Source organism: Pontiella desulfatans (genome assembly GCF_900890425.1).
GTDB lineage: Bacteria > Verrucomicrobiota > Kiritimatiellia > Kiritimatiellales > Pontiellaceae > Pontiella > Pontiella desulfatans.
This window is the reverse complement of the sequence record NZ_CAAHFG010000001.1, coordinates 2,132,662-2,148,203: the sequence shown is the minus strand read 5'-3', so window position 1 is coordinate 2,148,203 and position 15,542 is coordinate 2,132,662. Positions and strand designations below refer to the sequence as shown.

Annotated in this window: 9 protein-coding genes; all 9 read left to right on the top strand. The window is 53.6% G+C overall.

The window, feature by feature from the left end; genetic code table 11:
- The first annotated feature begins 1 nt into the window (after nt 1).
- Nucleotides 2-1,498, top strand: coding sequence for a sulfatase family protein (locus E9954_RS07880; RefSeq protein WP_168442071.1), 1,497 nt, complete (start codon nt 2-4; stop codon nt 1,496-1,498).
- 2 nt (nt 1,499-1,500) lie between these two features.
- Nucleotides 1,501-3,306, top strand: coding sequence for a sulfatase-like hydrolase/transferase (locus tag E9954_RS07875; RefSeq protein ID WP_136078657.1), 1,806 nt, complete (start codon nt 1,501-1,503; stop codon nt 3,304-3,306).
- Complete coding sequence (locus E9954_RS07870; protein ID WP_136078656.1) at nt 3,306-4,868, top strand: sulfatase family protein; 1,563 nt, start codon at nt 3,306-3,308, stop codon at nt 4,866-4,868. The genes E9954_RS07875 and E9954_RS07870 overlap by 1 nt, the downstream gene beginning before the upstream one ends.
- A gap of 52 nt (nt 4,869-4,920) precedes the next feature.
- On the top strand, nt 4,921-6,444 hold the full coding sequence (locus tag E9954_RS07865) for a sulfatase (RefSeq protein ID WP_168442070.1): 1,524 nt from the start codon (nt 4,921-4,923) through the stop codon (nt 6,442-6,444).
- A complete protein-coding gene (locus tag E9954_RS07860) occupies nt 6,444-8,693 on the top strand; it encodes a CehA/McbA family metallohydrolase (protein WP_136078654.1) in 2,250 nt (749 codons plus the stop codon). Before E9954_RS07865 ends, E9954_RS07860 begins: the two co-directional genes overlap by 1 nt.
- Before the next feature lie 7 nt (nt 8,694-8,700).
- Complete coding sequence (locus E9954_RS07855; RefSeq protein ID WP_136078653.1) at nt 8,701-10,506, top strand: glycoside hydrolase family 5 protein; 1,806 nt, start codon at nt 8,701-8,703, stop codon at nt 10,504-10,506.
- A 137-nt stretch (nt 10,507-10,643) separates the two neighbouring features.
- Nucleotides 10,644-12,320 carry a glycoside hydrolase 5 family protein gene (locus E9954_RS07850; RefSeq protein WP_136078652.1) on the top strand — a complete coding sequence of 559 codons (1,677 nt, stop codon included), beginning with the start codon at nt 10,644-10,646 and terminating at the stop codon, nt 12,318-12,320.
- On the top strand, nt 12,317-13,723 hold the full coding sequence (locus E9954_RS07845) for an MFS transporter (protein WP_136078651.1): 1,407 nt from the start codon (nt 12,317-12,319) through the stop codon (nt 13,721-13,723). The genes E9954_RS07850 and E9954_RS07845 overlap by 4 nt, the downstream gene beginning before the upstream one ends.
- Nucleotides 13,723-15,429: a glycoside hydrolase family 5 protein gene (locus E9954_RS07840; protein WP_136078650.1), complete on the top strand. Its 1,707-nt coding sequence runs from the start codon at nt 13,723-13,725 to the stop codon at nt 15,427-15,429. The genes E9954_RS07845 and E9954_RS07840 overlap by 1 nt, the downstream gene beginning before the upstream one ends.
- Nucleotides 15,430-15,542 lie beyond the last annotated feature (113 nt).

Here is a 15,542-nt window from a genome sequence, read left to right as displayed (position 1 = left end):
GATGAAAAGAATTTTGACTTTGATTGTTTTGAGCACTGTTGTGATGGCCCATGCGGCGGAGCGCCCGAATATTCTGGTGCTGATTGGTGATGATCAAAATATGAACAGCATTGGTGCATATGGAGCGAAGTATGCGACGCCTCATATTGATCGCCTGGCCAAAGAGGGGGTGCTTCACACGCGTGCTTATACCACCTCGGCGCTCTGCGTTCCGACGCGATACAGCTGTTTAACCGGATCCTACCCGAGTCGCTGCCGAAACCGGCTGTTCAAGGAATATGATTATCAGCCGCCGATCCGAAACGGCGCTTTCTTCTGCGAGACCGACCGCACGATTGTGCAGGCGCTACAGAAGGCGGGGTATTATACCGGTGCGTCCGGTAAGTGGCACAGTGATTTTCATGAACTGCTCCCGCTGCATGACATTCCGAATGATGCCGATCCGAACGACCCGGCGATCAAGGCGATGCTTCAGGAGTCTGTTGAGATTCAACGCGACCTGATTCATGGCTACGGCTTTGATTATGCGGAATGCATTACGGCCGGAAATGTGGTGGATCAGTATCCCAAGGCTTTGGAACATCACAATGTGGAATACACGGTGAAAGGCGCGCTCGACTTTCTCGATCAGGCACCGGACGATAAACCCTTTTTCCTGTGGACGGCTTTCACGCCGACCCATGGCCCGCACGAACCGATCGAAAGTGCCGATGTTACGGTGACTCCCGAAGGGATTACCGATAAAGCCGTCGGAGTGATGGGCCCCCGCTCAGACATACCTAAAAACAAAGGGGTCGTGGCGGAGATGATGATGTGGACGGATGAAGGAGTCGGCGTGATTCTCGACAAACTCGATGAAATGGGCGTTGCTGACAATACGCTGGTTATTTACCTTGCGGATCAGCAGGCTACCGGAAAAGCCACGCCGTATGAATGCGGCAACAATATTCCCTTCATCGTGCGCTGGCCGGACGGCGGCCTTCAGGCGGGACAGGTGAATGATACGCTGATTGATGTGACGGATATGGCGGCCACCTTCATGGACGTGGCTCAGGCGAAGCCGGTTGAGGGGCTGCATCTCGACGGGATGAGCATTTTGCCGGTCTGGAGCGGAAAAACCGATGTGCTCAAAGAGGCCATCTACACCGAGATGGGCTATGCGAAATCCGTGGTGACCAAAGATCACAAATACATCGCCATTCGCTACAACGATCAGATGCTCAAGCGCGGCATGAGTCCAAATCTAAGCGGCACGCTGGCAGAAAACATTGATGCGGGCAACTTTGACCGCCTGTGGGTCAAGACGCCGTATGGGCAGATGTATAAACGGTTTGGTTTTGCGGATCCCGATCAGTTGTTTGATCTGCGGAAGGATCCGAACGAAAAGAGCAATCTTGCAGCAAATCCTGAATACCAGAAGGTCATGAAAGAGATGCAGGTGCACCTGACCGGCTACGTTCAGGACATCGGCCGTCCGTTCGGGGAATTTGGAGAGTAATTATGTTGCGGTTCCTTGTGTTTGGATTGCTGGCTCTTTGCTGCAATGGATTCGCGGTTTCGAAACCCAACATTGTGCTGATCCTGACGGATGATCAGGGATTCGATGACTATGGATTCCGGCAGCCGCCGCTGGAGACACCGGTGATGGATCGGCTGATGAAGGACGGCGTGCAGTTTACTCGCTTCTACACGGCGGCAGCCTGTGCACCGACGCGTTCGGCGCTGATGACCGGCCGGAACTTTATGCGGACAGGAACCTCGGCCGTCGGTTTCGGAGCGGAGGCACCGCATCTGGATGAATATTTTTTGTCTGAAGCGATGCAGGATGCGGGCTATGTGACCGGGATGATGGGTAAGTGGAACCTCGGCCTGAGCGATGCAGAACTTCCTTCGCGCCGTGGTTTTGACGAAGCCTGGCCGGTGGTGCGCGAGGATGTCCGAAGCTATGGGCGCTACGAGCATTTTAATCCACCGTTTTTTCACAACGGAACGTATGACGGGCGCGAAGACGGCTGGCAGGTGGAGCGCGTTACGGATAAGGCGATCCGTTTTATTGAAGCGCAGAAGGAGAATCCGTTCTTCCTCTACATCCCGTATGCCGCGCCGCACGAGCCGTGGCTCTGCCCACCGGAACTCCAGCAAAAATATATGGCAAAAGGGGTCGGCGAGCACTATGCCATGTTTCTCGGCATGATGGAGCAGCTCGATACCCAGGTCGGGCGGGTTCTCCAATCATTGGAAGATTCAGGATTGGCCGAAAATACCATCGTGCTCTTTTTCGGCGACAACGGCCCGACGCCAACGACGCGCATTCTGAAACAGAATGAGGACGGATATTTTGCGCTGACGAAAGACTACTATAATCTGAACGATGAAGAATGGGCGGCACGAAACCCATCGGGCTTCCGCGGCAAAAAGGCGACCGGCTGGGAATGCGCCGTGCGCAACCGGCTCTCCATATATTGCCCTGCTAAATTTGAGCCGAAGGTGGTGGAGGGGATGACGCTGGTGATGGATATCTATCCGACGCTCGTAGAACTGGCTGATGGAAAGCGCCCGGCTGGCACGCCGAAACTTAACGGCCAAAGCCTCTTGCCTCTGGTTAACGGAAATACCAAGTGGCCGGGGCGGGGTTTCTTTGTCGGCGAAACAGGCAAGCCGCAGCAGCATAAAGCTTCCGATGGTTGGAACTATCGGTTTACGGAACACTCGATGCCGCTGAACGGCCGCGAAACCTGCTTCGTTCAGGGCGACTGGGTGGTTGTAAATGAGAAGGGCCATTGGGGCTTGTTTGATCTTTCCAAAGATCCGGAGCAAAAGAAGGATCTCAAGAAAGCCATGCCGGAAAAATTTTCGGCTATGCAGTCTGCTTATTTTGATGCGTTCACTGAGATCAAAGCCGACCCACACGCCTGGAGCGATCCGGTGCAGGAAGTGGGCCCGAACGCCTATCTGGAAATGGAGTGCGCCTATCGCTTCAAAGGCGAAAACTCAGTGACCTGGGCAAACACATTTTTCAGAGAGATCGGTGCCGTTCAGGAGATGAAGGTACGCGTCTTGGAGGCGGGCACCTATACGGTCAATTTGCGGGCACTCGGTGTTCCCTCGAACACGAAGATTCGCTTAACCGCTGGCGGAAAAACATGCGAAGTGATGCTTGGCGCCGGCCAAAAATATCATGATTTCGGAACGATCCATTTAGACGCTGGGGATCAGGTTCTGAGGGTTGAGTTGTTGGAAACGGGCGATGAAAAATCCGTTTCCAAAATGGAGCTGTTCAGTATGCACATGGAGAAAATAAAATAATGGAAAAGTGGGTGCTAATGACGGCATTGTTTGCCGTAACGATGGGCTATGCGAAACCGAATATTGTATTTATCTATGCCGATGACCTGGATGGAGATGAGATCAATTGTACACGGGATATGACGGATATCTGGGCCACGCACACCGGCGCGAAGGAGCGTGGGTTCTGGAATAAGAAGATCGATTCAAAGGTGCTGACCCCCAATATCGATTCGCTGGCGGATGGCGGTATGCTGTTTACTCGGTTTTATGTGAATGGAACGGTATGCACCTCGAGCCGCTACTGCCTGATGACCGGACGCTATGCGACGCGCGGCATTGAACTTCAGAAGGATTATCCCGCCGGTACGCATGCCCAGCTGGATTGGCGTCCTGCGATTCTGCGCGAGGAAACCAACCTGCCCAAAACGCTGCAGGCTGCCGGGTACCGCACCGGGATCATCGGGAAATGGCACAATCTTCCTGATGATAAAACGGTCGGTATGCCGAAGATGAAAAAGAATGAGCGCGAGCCAAATGCGCAATATGACGACGTGGCAACCTTCGAGGCCAAGCTGAAAAAGGCGTATAAGGCCGGGGTGAATTACCTGAGTGATGGATTCGGTTGGGATGTGGTGGATCGCATGGAGTGGGGCAATTCCATCGTAAACCTCGATTGGCAGTGCGAGGGGGCATTGAAGTTTATCGAAGAAAGCAAGGGCCAGCCCTTCTTTCTATACTGCTCACTGCCGGTACCGCACGGACAGTATATTTTTGATTATAACCAGATTGAGTCGTATGACCGCCGTGTGACCTCCAATGGTCTGTTGCCTGAGCCGATGAAGCTGTTGCCGTCCAACGACGATGTGCTGAAGCGGTGCAAAGAGGCTGGCGTTCCCAAGGAGAATGCCATGGCGACGCGCATGGATGACTATGTCGGTGCGGTGCTGAGCAAGCTGGATGAACTCGGCTTGCGCGAAAACACGATCGTCATTTATACCAGTGACCATGGCAGCCGCGGTAAGAACAGCGTTTATGAAGGCGGGGCCAAGGTGCCGCTGTTGATTGAGTGGCCGGGCAAAGTAAAGGCCGGGGCACGTTGTGACAGCCTGATCGGTAATATTGATTTTGCGGCCACGCTGGTAGAGCTGGCGGGTGGGGCTTTGCCGGAGGACATGGCGACCGATAGCCGCAGTTTTACACAGCAGCTGGCCGGTAAAGGCGAGCCCGAAGACTGGCGGAAGGCCATGCTGATTGAAGCAGGGAATGCCAGGGGAATCGTTTCCAGGGATTGGAAATATCTCGCCAACCGCGTTACGCCCGAAGTGGAGAAAAAGATGAAGGAACGTCCCCGTGAGGTTTTCTGGACGGGTGTTGATCATCATAACTATCAGAATGAACAGATGTATCCGTCGTTCTGGGATGCTGACCAGTTGTTTGATCTGAATGAAGACCTTTACGAACAGAAGAACCTGGCCGCCAATCCGGAGTATGCCGCAATCCTCAAGCGAAAGCAGATGGAGCTGGAGGGGTTCATGTCCAGCCTTCCCCATACGTTCGGCGAATACGGAGCGAAGAAGTAGGATGATTATGAAAATGAAACCGGGAATAATTTTATTGGCAGTTACGTGCTCAATGCTGACTACATTTGCTAAGCCGAAAAACGTGTTGTTTATTGCGGTGGATGATCTGAAGCCGCTGCTGGGTTGCTATGGCTATGATGAAGCGATTACCCCGCACATTGATAAATTGGCCGACGCCGGAACGGTGTTCCTGAACGCGCATTGCCAGCAGGCGGTTTGCGGGCCGTCGCGCGTGAGTCTGCTGACCGGGTATTATCCGGACAGCATCGGCATCTACGGCATGGGGGGCGGCCGGTATAAAATGCGCGAGATGCATCCCGATATTCTGACGCTTCCGCAGCATTTCAAAAACAATGGCTACACCACCATTGGAACGGGAAAAATATTTGATCCCCGGAATGTGGAAGACGATTGGCAGGGCCCGCAGGACAAAATCTCCTGGACAACATTTCATGGCCTAAACCCTCACAACCCCGAAACCGGCGGGCCGATCGTTGACGGCCACTATCACGATCCGGCATTGAAGGATCTGGTTGCTAAGCTGAAGAAGGAGGGGCAGTCCAAGGGACTCAGCGGCAAGCCGCTTCGTTCCTATGTGCGCGATCATGGCGGCGGCCCGGCTGTGGAGTGCTATGATGTGCCCGACGATGCGTATAAAGACGGTGCCATTGCCAACCGCGGTGTTGAGCAGCTGGAGATGTTGAAAGATTCGGACAAGCCGTTTTTCCTCGCGGTCGGTTTTCTGAAACCGCATTTGCCGTTTGTTGCTCCTAAAACATATTGGGATCTGTATGAACGCGATAAGCTGGAACTTGCTGCGTTTCAGGATTATCCCGAAGGGGCTCCGGCCTGCGCAGAAACAGACTACATTGAAGCCCGCGATTACAGCGGCGTACCGAAAGAGGGGCTGGTTCCTGAAGACGCCCAGCGCGAACTGATCCACGGTTACCTGGCCTGTGTTTCCTATGTGGATGCCCAGATCGGGAAGGTGCTGGCGAAGCTCAAGGAGACCGGGTTGGATAAAAACACCGTCGTCGTGCTTTGGGGCGATCACGGCTTTCATCTGGGGGATAAAAAGATCTGGGGAAAACATACGACCTATGAGCAGTCCACCCGCGTTCCGCTAATCATTGCCAACGCAGGAACCCCGGTCGGCAACTCGACCTCTCCGGCCAACTTTATCGACATTTTTCCGACGCTCTGTGAACTGACCGGACAGGACACACCGGACGGGCTCGATGGTAAAAGCCTCGTTCCGATTTTAAAAGACAGCAAAGAATCTGTTCAGGAATATGCCGCAAGCATCTATCCGCACAACAAATACTGGGGCATTGCGATTCGCACCGAACGCTACCGTTATGTTGCCTGGTACAAAGGCTGGGAGCGAAAGGGTAAACACGGCAATCAGTATGTGAAAGAGCCGGAATTCACTGAACTCTATGACTATGAAAAAGATCCGCTCGAGCGCAAAAACCGGTCTGGTGAAAAGGCGTACGCGGATATCGAAAAAGAGCTGGCGGCCCTCAACCGCGGGCATCTTGAGTTCACCCAGAGCAAACAGTTCGGTAAGAAGTAATGAAATCCATTTTAATCACCATTCTGCTGTTTCCGTTCGCCGCCTTTTCTGCGGTTGACGGTGTGCGGAGCTATATTTCGCTGCGCCCGTACTGCGCCCGTGCGGACGGCTCCCAGCAGTGCGAAGCAACCGTGGTGGTGTTCGATATCGGTGGTGGCCGGTTGACCGGTCAGAGCGTGACGCTTTCATCGAATCGCGGCGCAGTCGATACGGTTTCGTCCGCGCAGCTCACCGATAGCCGCGGGGCAGCCACCTTTTTCATATCGTCCTCCACCTCCGGTGAAGCGACGCTGAGTGCGCTGTGCAACGGCGTATCGATCACGAAAGGCATGGTTGGCACCGGGTTGGCGGCACACTGGGATTTTGAGCAGGGCGCAGCGGATGCCACGGGCAACGGAAACGACGGAGTCGCAGCCGGCGATCCCTCGTATGTGGCCGGAAAATCGGGTCGGGCGGTTTGTCTGGACGGTGACGACTCGTTTGAGGTTCCGTATGCCGGAAGCATCGCTACCACCAATGTGCTTTCGATCGACGGATGGGTGTATATGACCGTCGCGCAGAGCGATACGGTGATTCTGCAGAAGCCGCGCGGCGCCACCGGCGAATACCTCGACTACGAGCTCAAGCTGATCGACGGAAAAATGGACTTCACCTACAACCAGGATAACTGGGCGCGTGGGTGCAAGGGCCCCGGTGTTGACACCACCGGGACATGGGTGCATGTGTCAGGCGTGTGGGAAGGGTATCTTGAAGACGAAAACTATAACGGCGGCTTCAACGGCGGCTACCTGCGCGCCTATGTGGATGGTTCCCGTAAAAACCGCACCCAGTGCTGGCGCAGTTATATTAAGGATTTCCACACCAACCCGCTGAAGGTTGGTTGCGACGGCGCGGGCAACCGCCATTTTACCGGCTATCTGGATGAACTGAAACTCTACAGCCGTCCGTTGCCGGAGGTGGAAATCCGGCGCAACCGCGATTTTTCAACCAAAGCCTATTTCAACCTCGTTCCGCCGGCCAAGGTCTGGACGCAGACTGCCTCGCCGGAAGTGGTACGTGTGCGATGGAGCAATCCGAACAATGAAAATATCTCTTCATTCCGGCTCTATCGTGGCACCACTGCCGACTTTGTGCCGGCAGCGTCTAACCGGATTAACATTGCATCGTGCGAAGTGCACGAATACTTCGACTGGAAGGTGGAGCCGGAGCAGACCTATTACTACAAGGTGAGCTGTGTTTCGATCGGCAACGAGAGCGCGCCGTCCAGTGCGGGTTCCGGCACGCCGGTCGCGGCCGCCTCCGCCCCGGGCTGGTATGCCGGGGAGCTGCACTGTCATTCTGAACACAGTGCCGATGCCGACCGGGCGGCTTCCAAAATTCCGGATATGAAATCCAATGCGGTTTCCAAGGGGCTGAGCTTTGTGATGACCACCGAGCACAATAGTATTCGCGGTCGGCTGGAAATGGAGGCGCTCAACGACGACGATTTTCTTTTCCTCTGCGGCGAAGAAATAACGATGGAATTTGGGCACTTCAACGCCTTCTTCCTTGAAACCTATGTGCCGGAGAATGGCGATGTGTTCGCCCGGATGCGGGATTGTCTGACGCAGGGCGCGCTGACGATGCCGAATCACTCGAACGGGCAGTGGGCCGGCCTGCCGGATCATAAAGTGATTTTCCAGGGTTACGAAATCTGGAACGGGGGGCGTTTTGACGAGACCGAACGCCGCCGCACGGACGAGTGGGACGCCTACCTGCAGCGCGGCTACAAACTGACCGCCCGTGCCGGACGCGATTTTCACAAGGCCTCCCAGCTCGGACAGAAACCGTGGACCGTTTGCTATATGGACCGCCTTTGCTACCGCCAACTCAAAGAGGCGCTGGCCAACGGACACGCCTACGCAACCGATGGGCCGGAGCTCAACTTTGAAGGCAACGGAAAAATGATGGGTTCGGTGTTGCAGGTTGATGCCGGAGATTCCATTGCACTGGAAATTTCGGGTTCTTCGGAGACCTCCATCGATGCCGTCGTGCTTTACCGCAACGGCGCGGTGCTGGCCACGTATCCCGGAGGCGCGAGCAGCTTCTCTGAATCGGTTTCAGATGTGCCTGTGGCCATCGACGGAATCAATGGTGAGTTCAACGCCTACTACCGGGTGGAATTGACCGACATCGCCGGGCGCACCGCTGTTGGCAATCCGATATACATCAAGTTCAACGACGCGCAGACCCTTCAAGCCGCGTATTAGGTGGAGTATGACTTTACGTACCTTGATTCCCTGTATTCTATTATTTGTTGCGGCGGCTGTGGCCGATCAGCGTGGCAAGGGTTGGTATGGAACGATTGTTTCCTGTCCCGGCGATGAACAGTTCCAGCGCATCTATGTGCAGGATGCGACGTTGTATCATGACGATGGAGACGAGGTTGCGCTGTGGGGGGTGAATTTCCAGTCGGCCATGTCGTGGGAATGGCATCGCACGCAAAGCGGCAAAGGCCGAAGCCAAAAGGTTGATGTGGTGCAGTGGAAATCGATCGTTAATCGGGGGTTTGATGAAATCCAACAGATGGGGTGCGATATTATCCGCATCCATTTGTGTCCGGGTGATCTTGCAGATGCGCAAGGTAATCTGATCGAAACGGTATGGCTCGATATGCTGGACTATACGATGGCGGAGTGCCACCGGCGCGGCATCTATGTAAACTTTGCCCTGTTGAACCATTTGGGCGCGGAGAAGGGCCGGGATGCCATTCTGAATTATGCTCTTAAGGAGCATAAGTGGGAGGCCATGGTGGTGCCCGGAAAACTGGAGGCAACCGACAACTATATCCGCCAGTTGGTAAACCGCCCGAATCCCTACGATGGTGGGCGGATCTATAAAGAGTATCCGGGATGGATTATTGCCGAGATTATGAACGAGCCGACCTGGCCGAAAAGCGTTCCCTCGGAACGTGAATTTCCCGATGGGGTGCGCGTATACGAAGAATGGCTTTCTGCCAATGGGCAGCAGGACAGTTCCAATGCATGGAACCTTTTTAAGACGGAATCCATTAGAACCTACATCAACCGCATAGATCGGTTGCTGTATGAAGAACGTGTTCCGGCGGTCGCATGCTGGAATCTTTTCTGGTCGCAGGGGCCTTTGCATCAGGGCTGGGAATCCTTTGACGCGGCTGTGGATTCGGCCGTGCCTGTCGTTTCGTTTTCAACTTACCCAGGGCAGAATGATGCCCAGAAGAGCGGGCGGCGTGATTTGAGTGACCGCAACTATCTGCCCTACCTGGAGCAGTCCTATCGCGATAGGGAGTGGCAGGGTTGGCTGCAGGAAAAGCGGTTCAAGGGGAAAAAGGCTTCCATCGTTTATGAATATGAGACATGGCATAACCAATCGACCTATTTGTATCCGGCCATGGCGAAATATTTCCGGGCACAGGGTGCGCAAGTGGCGACCATGTGGACGTACTACCTATATGACAATCGTGAAGGTGGGCTTTCCAGGAATCATTCCCACAACCTGAACATGGTAACCACTCCGCGAAAAGCGGCCAGCTTTCTGATTGCCGGACAGGTGTTCAAAAATACACCGCGCTATGTGCCCTATGAAACAACGGAAGATGAAGCTGACCGTTTCGGGAATGCTGCACTCTCCTTTTCATTGGACCTGAGTGCCTATGCGGATGAAGAGCAACTCATACATACCGGAGACCTGAAAAACGACTTTATCGAGCTTCCCCGTATTCCGAAACGTATTGCCGGTTACAGCAGTTCGCCCTTTGTTCAGTACGAAGGGAAGGGCATGTATTTTCTGAAGGCCGTATTCGAAGGTGAAAAGTTTTCCAACCGCTGGATGCTGAAGATCATGCCGCATGCGGTTTTCGCTGATGAAGGACGCGCCGTCGTGAACCATAATAAGGCTTTTCCTCTGAGCCTTGATATTCCCGGGATGGATCGTCGGCAATGGGCCGTCTTCCGCATCGAAAATGGAAAACACACACGGGTGCAGACCAAGCCGCCATCGATCACCTTCAGCGCGAAACCAGGGGAGTACGAGATCAGGAAATAGCCATTTAGGTGGGGGGAAACGGGAAATGCTGAATAGAAACCGTCAAATGATATACAAATACAAAATAAATGTTTGATTATATGGCCGCATAGGGTTAATTCTATTGGCTGATGCAGGGGAAACTTGGAAGCGAAACAATGACAAGAATAACTGATTTTCCGATGAAGATGAAGGTGCGCGAAGGTGTGCTGTTTTATGAAGATGGCTCCGAGGTGGTGCTGTGGGGGAATAATTTCCAACCCAACCTCTACTGGGAATATAAATTCCGCATGGAGCACATGGGCATTCCCATGACCTCTGAGGTCATGAAGGATATGTGCGACGATGGATTCCGCGATCTTGCAACTATGGGGTGCGATCTGATCCGTTGCCACCTGACGCCTGCCGACTTTACCGACGCCGACGGAAATCTGGTCGATACCATGTGGTTGGATATGCTCGGCTATTTGGTTGCGAAGGCGCGCGAAAATGGGGTCTATGTCTACATCACGTTCCTCAACCAGATGGAGTATGTATTCGTCGAGGATTCATTTGTCCCGAAATTTACCCGCGAGGAATGGATCTTCGATCCACACTGCGTGGAAAAAACGCAGAACATGATCCGGCAGCTGGTCAACTGGACGAATCCGTATAACGGGCTGAAGTTGAAAGACGATGATGCCATCTGTGTCTGGGGATTGATCAACGAGCCGGAATACCTGACCTTCGATCAAATGGAATCCAGCCCGCTGCAACAAGGCTTGTTTGAAAAATGGACAACGCTGCATGATGGTGAGCCTGGCCGGCAGGCTTTCTCCCGCTACCGCAGCGAGGTGGTGAAGGGATACATCGATTCGATGCACGACCTGTTGCGCGATGAAGGTTCCTCGAAGCCCGTCGTCTGGAACTGCAACTGGCCGCGGATGATCCAGGGACGGAGCGATGTCTTCTCTGCCATTGCGGAATCGCAGGCCGAAGCCGTCGCATTTTGTCTCTATCCGGGGCAGGACGATGTCGGCGATCCGTTCATGGAGAATGCCGCCGACATGAGCGGTAATAATTATCTGCCGTTTCTTCAACACTGTTTTGACGACTATGACCATCTGGGCTGGTTGCGGTCGGCCGAGTTTGCCGGCAAGGCGAAGGTCGTCTATGAATTCGAGACCATGTACAACGAAAAGAGTTCCTATCTGCACCCGGCCATGGCCAAGTTGTTCCGCGCGCTCGGTGTGCAGATGGCCACCATGTGGACGCACTGTTTCAATATCTATTCTTCCCACATGGGTTGCGCCCATAATCTGAATCTCAAGACTACGCCGAAAAAGGCGGCATCCTACATCGTTGCAGGGCAGGTTTTTCGTCAGCTGTCGCGTGGTTTCGAGTTTAAGACACTCAGCGATGTTCATGATGTGTTTGATACGGCTGCGCTCTCCTATGAACACGATGTCAGTATCATAGGAACGCCGGATCTGTTCATCCATTCCGGCGGTGTTTCGTGGTGTCCGGTAGAGGTTCCATCCGTGCCGGCACGAATCATCGGATATGGATCTTCCCCGTTGGTTTCATACCAAGGCCGAGGCCTCTATATGATCGACATCGAACCCCGTACGGTTCGCATTGAACTCTACCCGCACGCACGGTTTATTCGCGATGCATGGCAGTGGCATGCCGATGGCGGGTTGGTGACAGAGCTCGACGAAGAAACCGCAGTTCCATTTGAATTCCGGATCCCCGGTTTCAAACCCATTATGTTTGAAAAACCGCCAGGTTCCTACACCTTTCCGCTCGTCGTCGATCATCAGGCAACATGGGTTAAGGATCACGTATCATCATGAAAACAGCACACAAAACAAAACCCGAAGATCGTGTCCCGTTCGGGCAAAAGTTAGCGGTCGGCGCGGGAGGATTTCCTGTTCAGAACGGAGGCTTGGTCATTCCGTTTATGGCACAGGCCATCTTCCAGATATTCCTCGGGCTGAATCCCATTATGTTCGGTATGGCGATGACCATTCCACGCATTTGGGACGCCTTTACCGATCCGGTTATGGGGCGTATTTCCGATCGCTTTAAATCGCGATGGGGGCGTCGTCGTCCGTTTGTGTTTGGCGGTGCGATTGCCCTGGCATTTTCATTTTCATCCATCTGGCTGGTGCCGCGAGGGATGGGGGAAACAGGCATCTTCCTGTGGCTGACGGTTGGCAGTATTTTGTTTTTTACCGCTTTCACGATCTATTCCGTCCCGTATAACGCGTTAACGTATGAGCAGACGCCCGATTATCACGAACGAACCCGTTTGATGGTGTTTATGGCGCTGTTTTATAACATCGGTAATCTGTGTGTGAACTGGTATCTGCCAGCCACCAACCTGAACTGTTTTTCGGATACGCTGGTGGGTGCGCGATGGGTTTCGCTGGTACTTGGAATTGTGGTTTTCATCGGACTGGGCGTATTGCCAGCGATCTTCGGCAAAGAGCGCTTTTATGCCGTCGCGGAAAAATCGGAAAATAAAATCGGATTCTTCAAGGCCATCGGACAGGCGGCATCGTCGAAGCCGATGATGGGGCTCGTCGGCATTGTTTTTGCGTTGAACTTCTGCGGGGCCGTTGCCGGAAGCATCGCAATGTATATTGTGATCTACCACGTGAAAGGCGGCGATGTGGAGCAGGGGATCATCTTGAATGCGTGGAACGGAACCGGCTTTGCCGTCGTCGGGTTTGTGGGCATTTACATGCTGCGCTGGTTGGCGCTCCACTTCGGGAAACGACGCACCATGCTGATTGTTCTGGCGATGACGGCGCTGGGCGGGGTGTCCAAGTGGTTTATCTTTACACCGGATATGCCGTACCTCTTGCTGCTCGACTCCGTTCTGAACGGGCCGATCTGGGTTTCGCTCGGTGTCATTGTTCCCTCCATGATCGCCGACCTGTGCGATTGGGACGAATATAAGTTCGGTGAGCGCCGCGAAGGGATTATCAGTTCCGTATTCACATGGATCACCAAGTTCGGCGGTTCCTTTACCTTTCTTGTTTCCGGTATTGCCATTCATTTCAGTGGATTCAACGAAAAACTTGGAGCGGATCAGCCCGCCGGCACCATGACCATTCTGCGTCTGTTTTTTGTCGGGGCCTCCATTCTGGCACCCGTTCTGGCCATGTTTTGTCTGAAGCTCTACACGCTGAATGAAAAGGATGCTTACGAAATCCGGGCCAAACTCGAGGCAAGACGGGGTGAAGTTTGATGAAAACCATTTGCTGCTTGTTGCTCATGTGTCTATCCCTTTCGTCTGTGTCTGCGGATGGGCTGTTCCAAAAAATCATAGCGAAAGACGGGACGCTCTATTTTCAAGATGGCACCGAGGTTAATCTGTGGGGGGTGAACTTTCAGCCCATGCTGAGTTTCGAGCATGCTTCGCGAATGCACAACCAAGGGGTGCTGATGCCGCTGAAGGTGCAGGATCTCAAGGCAACGACGGATGAAAGCTTTGATGAAATCCAGCGGCTTTGCGCGGAGCTGATCCGCATCCACCTGATGCCGGGTGACTTTTCCGATGAAGCCGGAAACCTGAGCGAGACCATCTGGCTGGACATATTCGACTACACCATGGCGCAAGCCCAGAACCGCGGGCTCTACATTTATCTGACCTTCCTGAATCATCTGGATCACGACGGCACACAGTTTCCGTATGATCGAAACTCATTCGCGGCAGCAAATCCCCGCGAAGAATGGATGGTGGATTCTGCGGTGATCGCGGCCACAAAGAATAATATCCGGCAGCTGCTCAATCGTCGCAATCCCTACAATGGCCTGCTCTATAAAAACCACGACGCGCTGGCGGTTCTGGAACCCGTCAACGAACCGGCGTATTACTGGTTCGAAAAGTGGCTGGAGAAAAATGAAGGCGGCACCCGCGAACAGTTTGAGCAGTGGAGCTACGGGAATACAAAAAGCTACCTCAACGACATGGTTGAGCTGTTTCGTGATGAAGGCATGGCACAGCCGGTGGTCTGGAACTGCGGCTGGGCGCGGCTCATCCAGAAAAACCGCGCCGCCTTTCGTGGCATTGCAGACTCCAATGTGGATGCCGTATCCTTCTGCCTCTATCCGGGGCAGAGCGATCTGAAGACGCCGTTTTGGGAAAACCCCGAAGAGCTGAGCAACCGCAACTATCTGCCATACATTCAGCAATGTTCTGAGAATGAGGATTGGTTGGGGTGGCTCCGCTCCGATGCGTTCAAAGGCAAGGCAAAGCTGGTTTACGAATTTGAGACCTTCTGCAACCAGAGCGGGTACCTATATCCGGCCATGGCAAAGTTCTACCGCTCCGTGGGCGCGCAGATTGCGGCGCAATGGACGTATGGGCTGACAGCCTATGCCGAATATCTCGGCGGCTCGCACGTGTTCAATCTCAAGACTACCCCGAAAAAGGCCGCCTCGTTCATGGTTGCCAAACAGCAGTTCAAAGATATTCAAACGAGCTACTCGTTTGAGTCCCGTTCCAGTTCGGTTTTTAACGATGGAAAGCTGATCTATTCAGGAAAGAACGGAGCGGGGACATTCCTGTCCCCGATTGAGCAGATCATCGGCGTCGGAAATTCACCGTTCGTTACATACGCCGGAACAGGCCTTTACTTCATCAAACCTGTCGAAAACGGGGCGCTGCATCTGGAAATTATGCCTGATACCGAATTCATCCGTCCGCACTGGAAAGAGCTGCATACCGGCGATCCGGTGGTCGAGTTGGATTTGAGTGCGTCGCATGAGTTTGAACTCAAACTTCCAGACCTTGGAAAACGGTGGGTATACCGCAAAGAAGGCTATCGCTGGAAGTTGGTTGCTGAAACAGACGGCACCATTCGTTTTAAAGCCGGCCCGGGTGAATACCTGATTGAAAAACAAAAGCTCATCATCGACCGTAAACTGCTCGAAGAGGGGTGGGGTAACTAGGGGGATTGGAATGTTGGGTTTTTGGAGGAATGGATTAATGAATGGTTACTTTGCGTCTTCGCGCCTTTGCGGTCAGAAAATTCTCCGCACTGTTTTCGTGTGTTTTGTGTCTT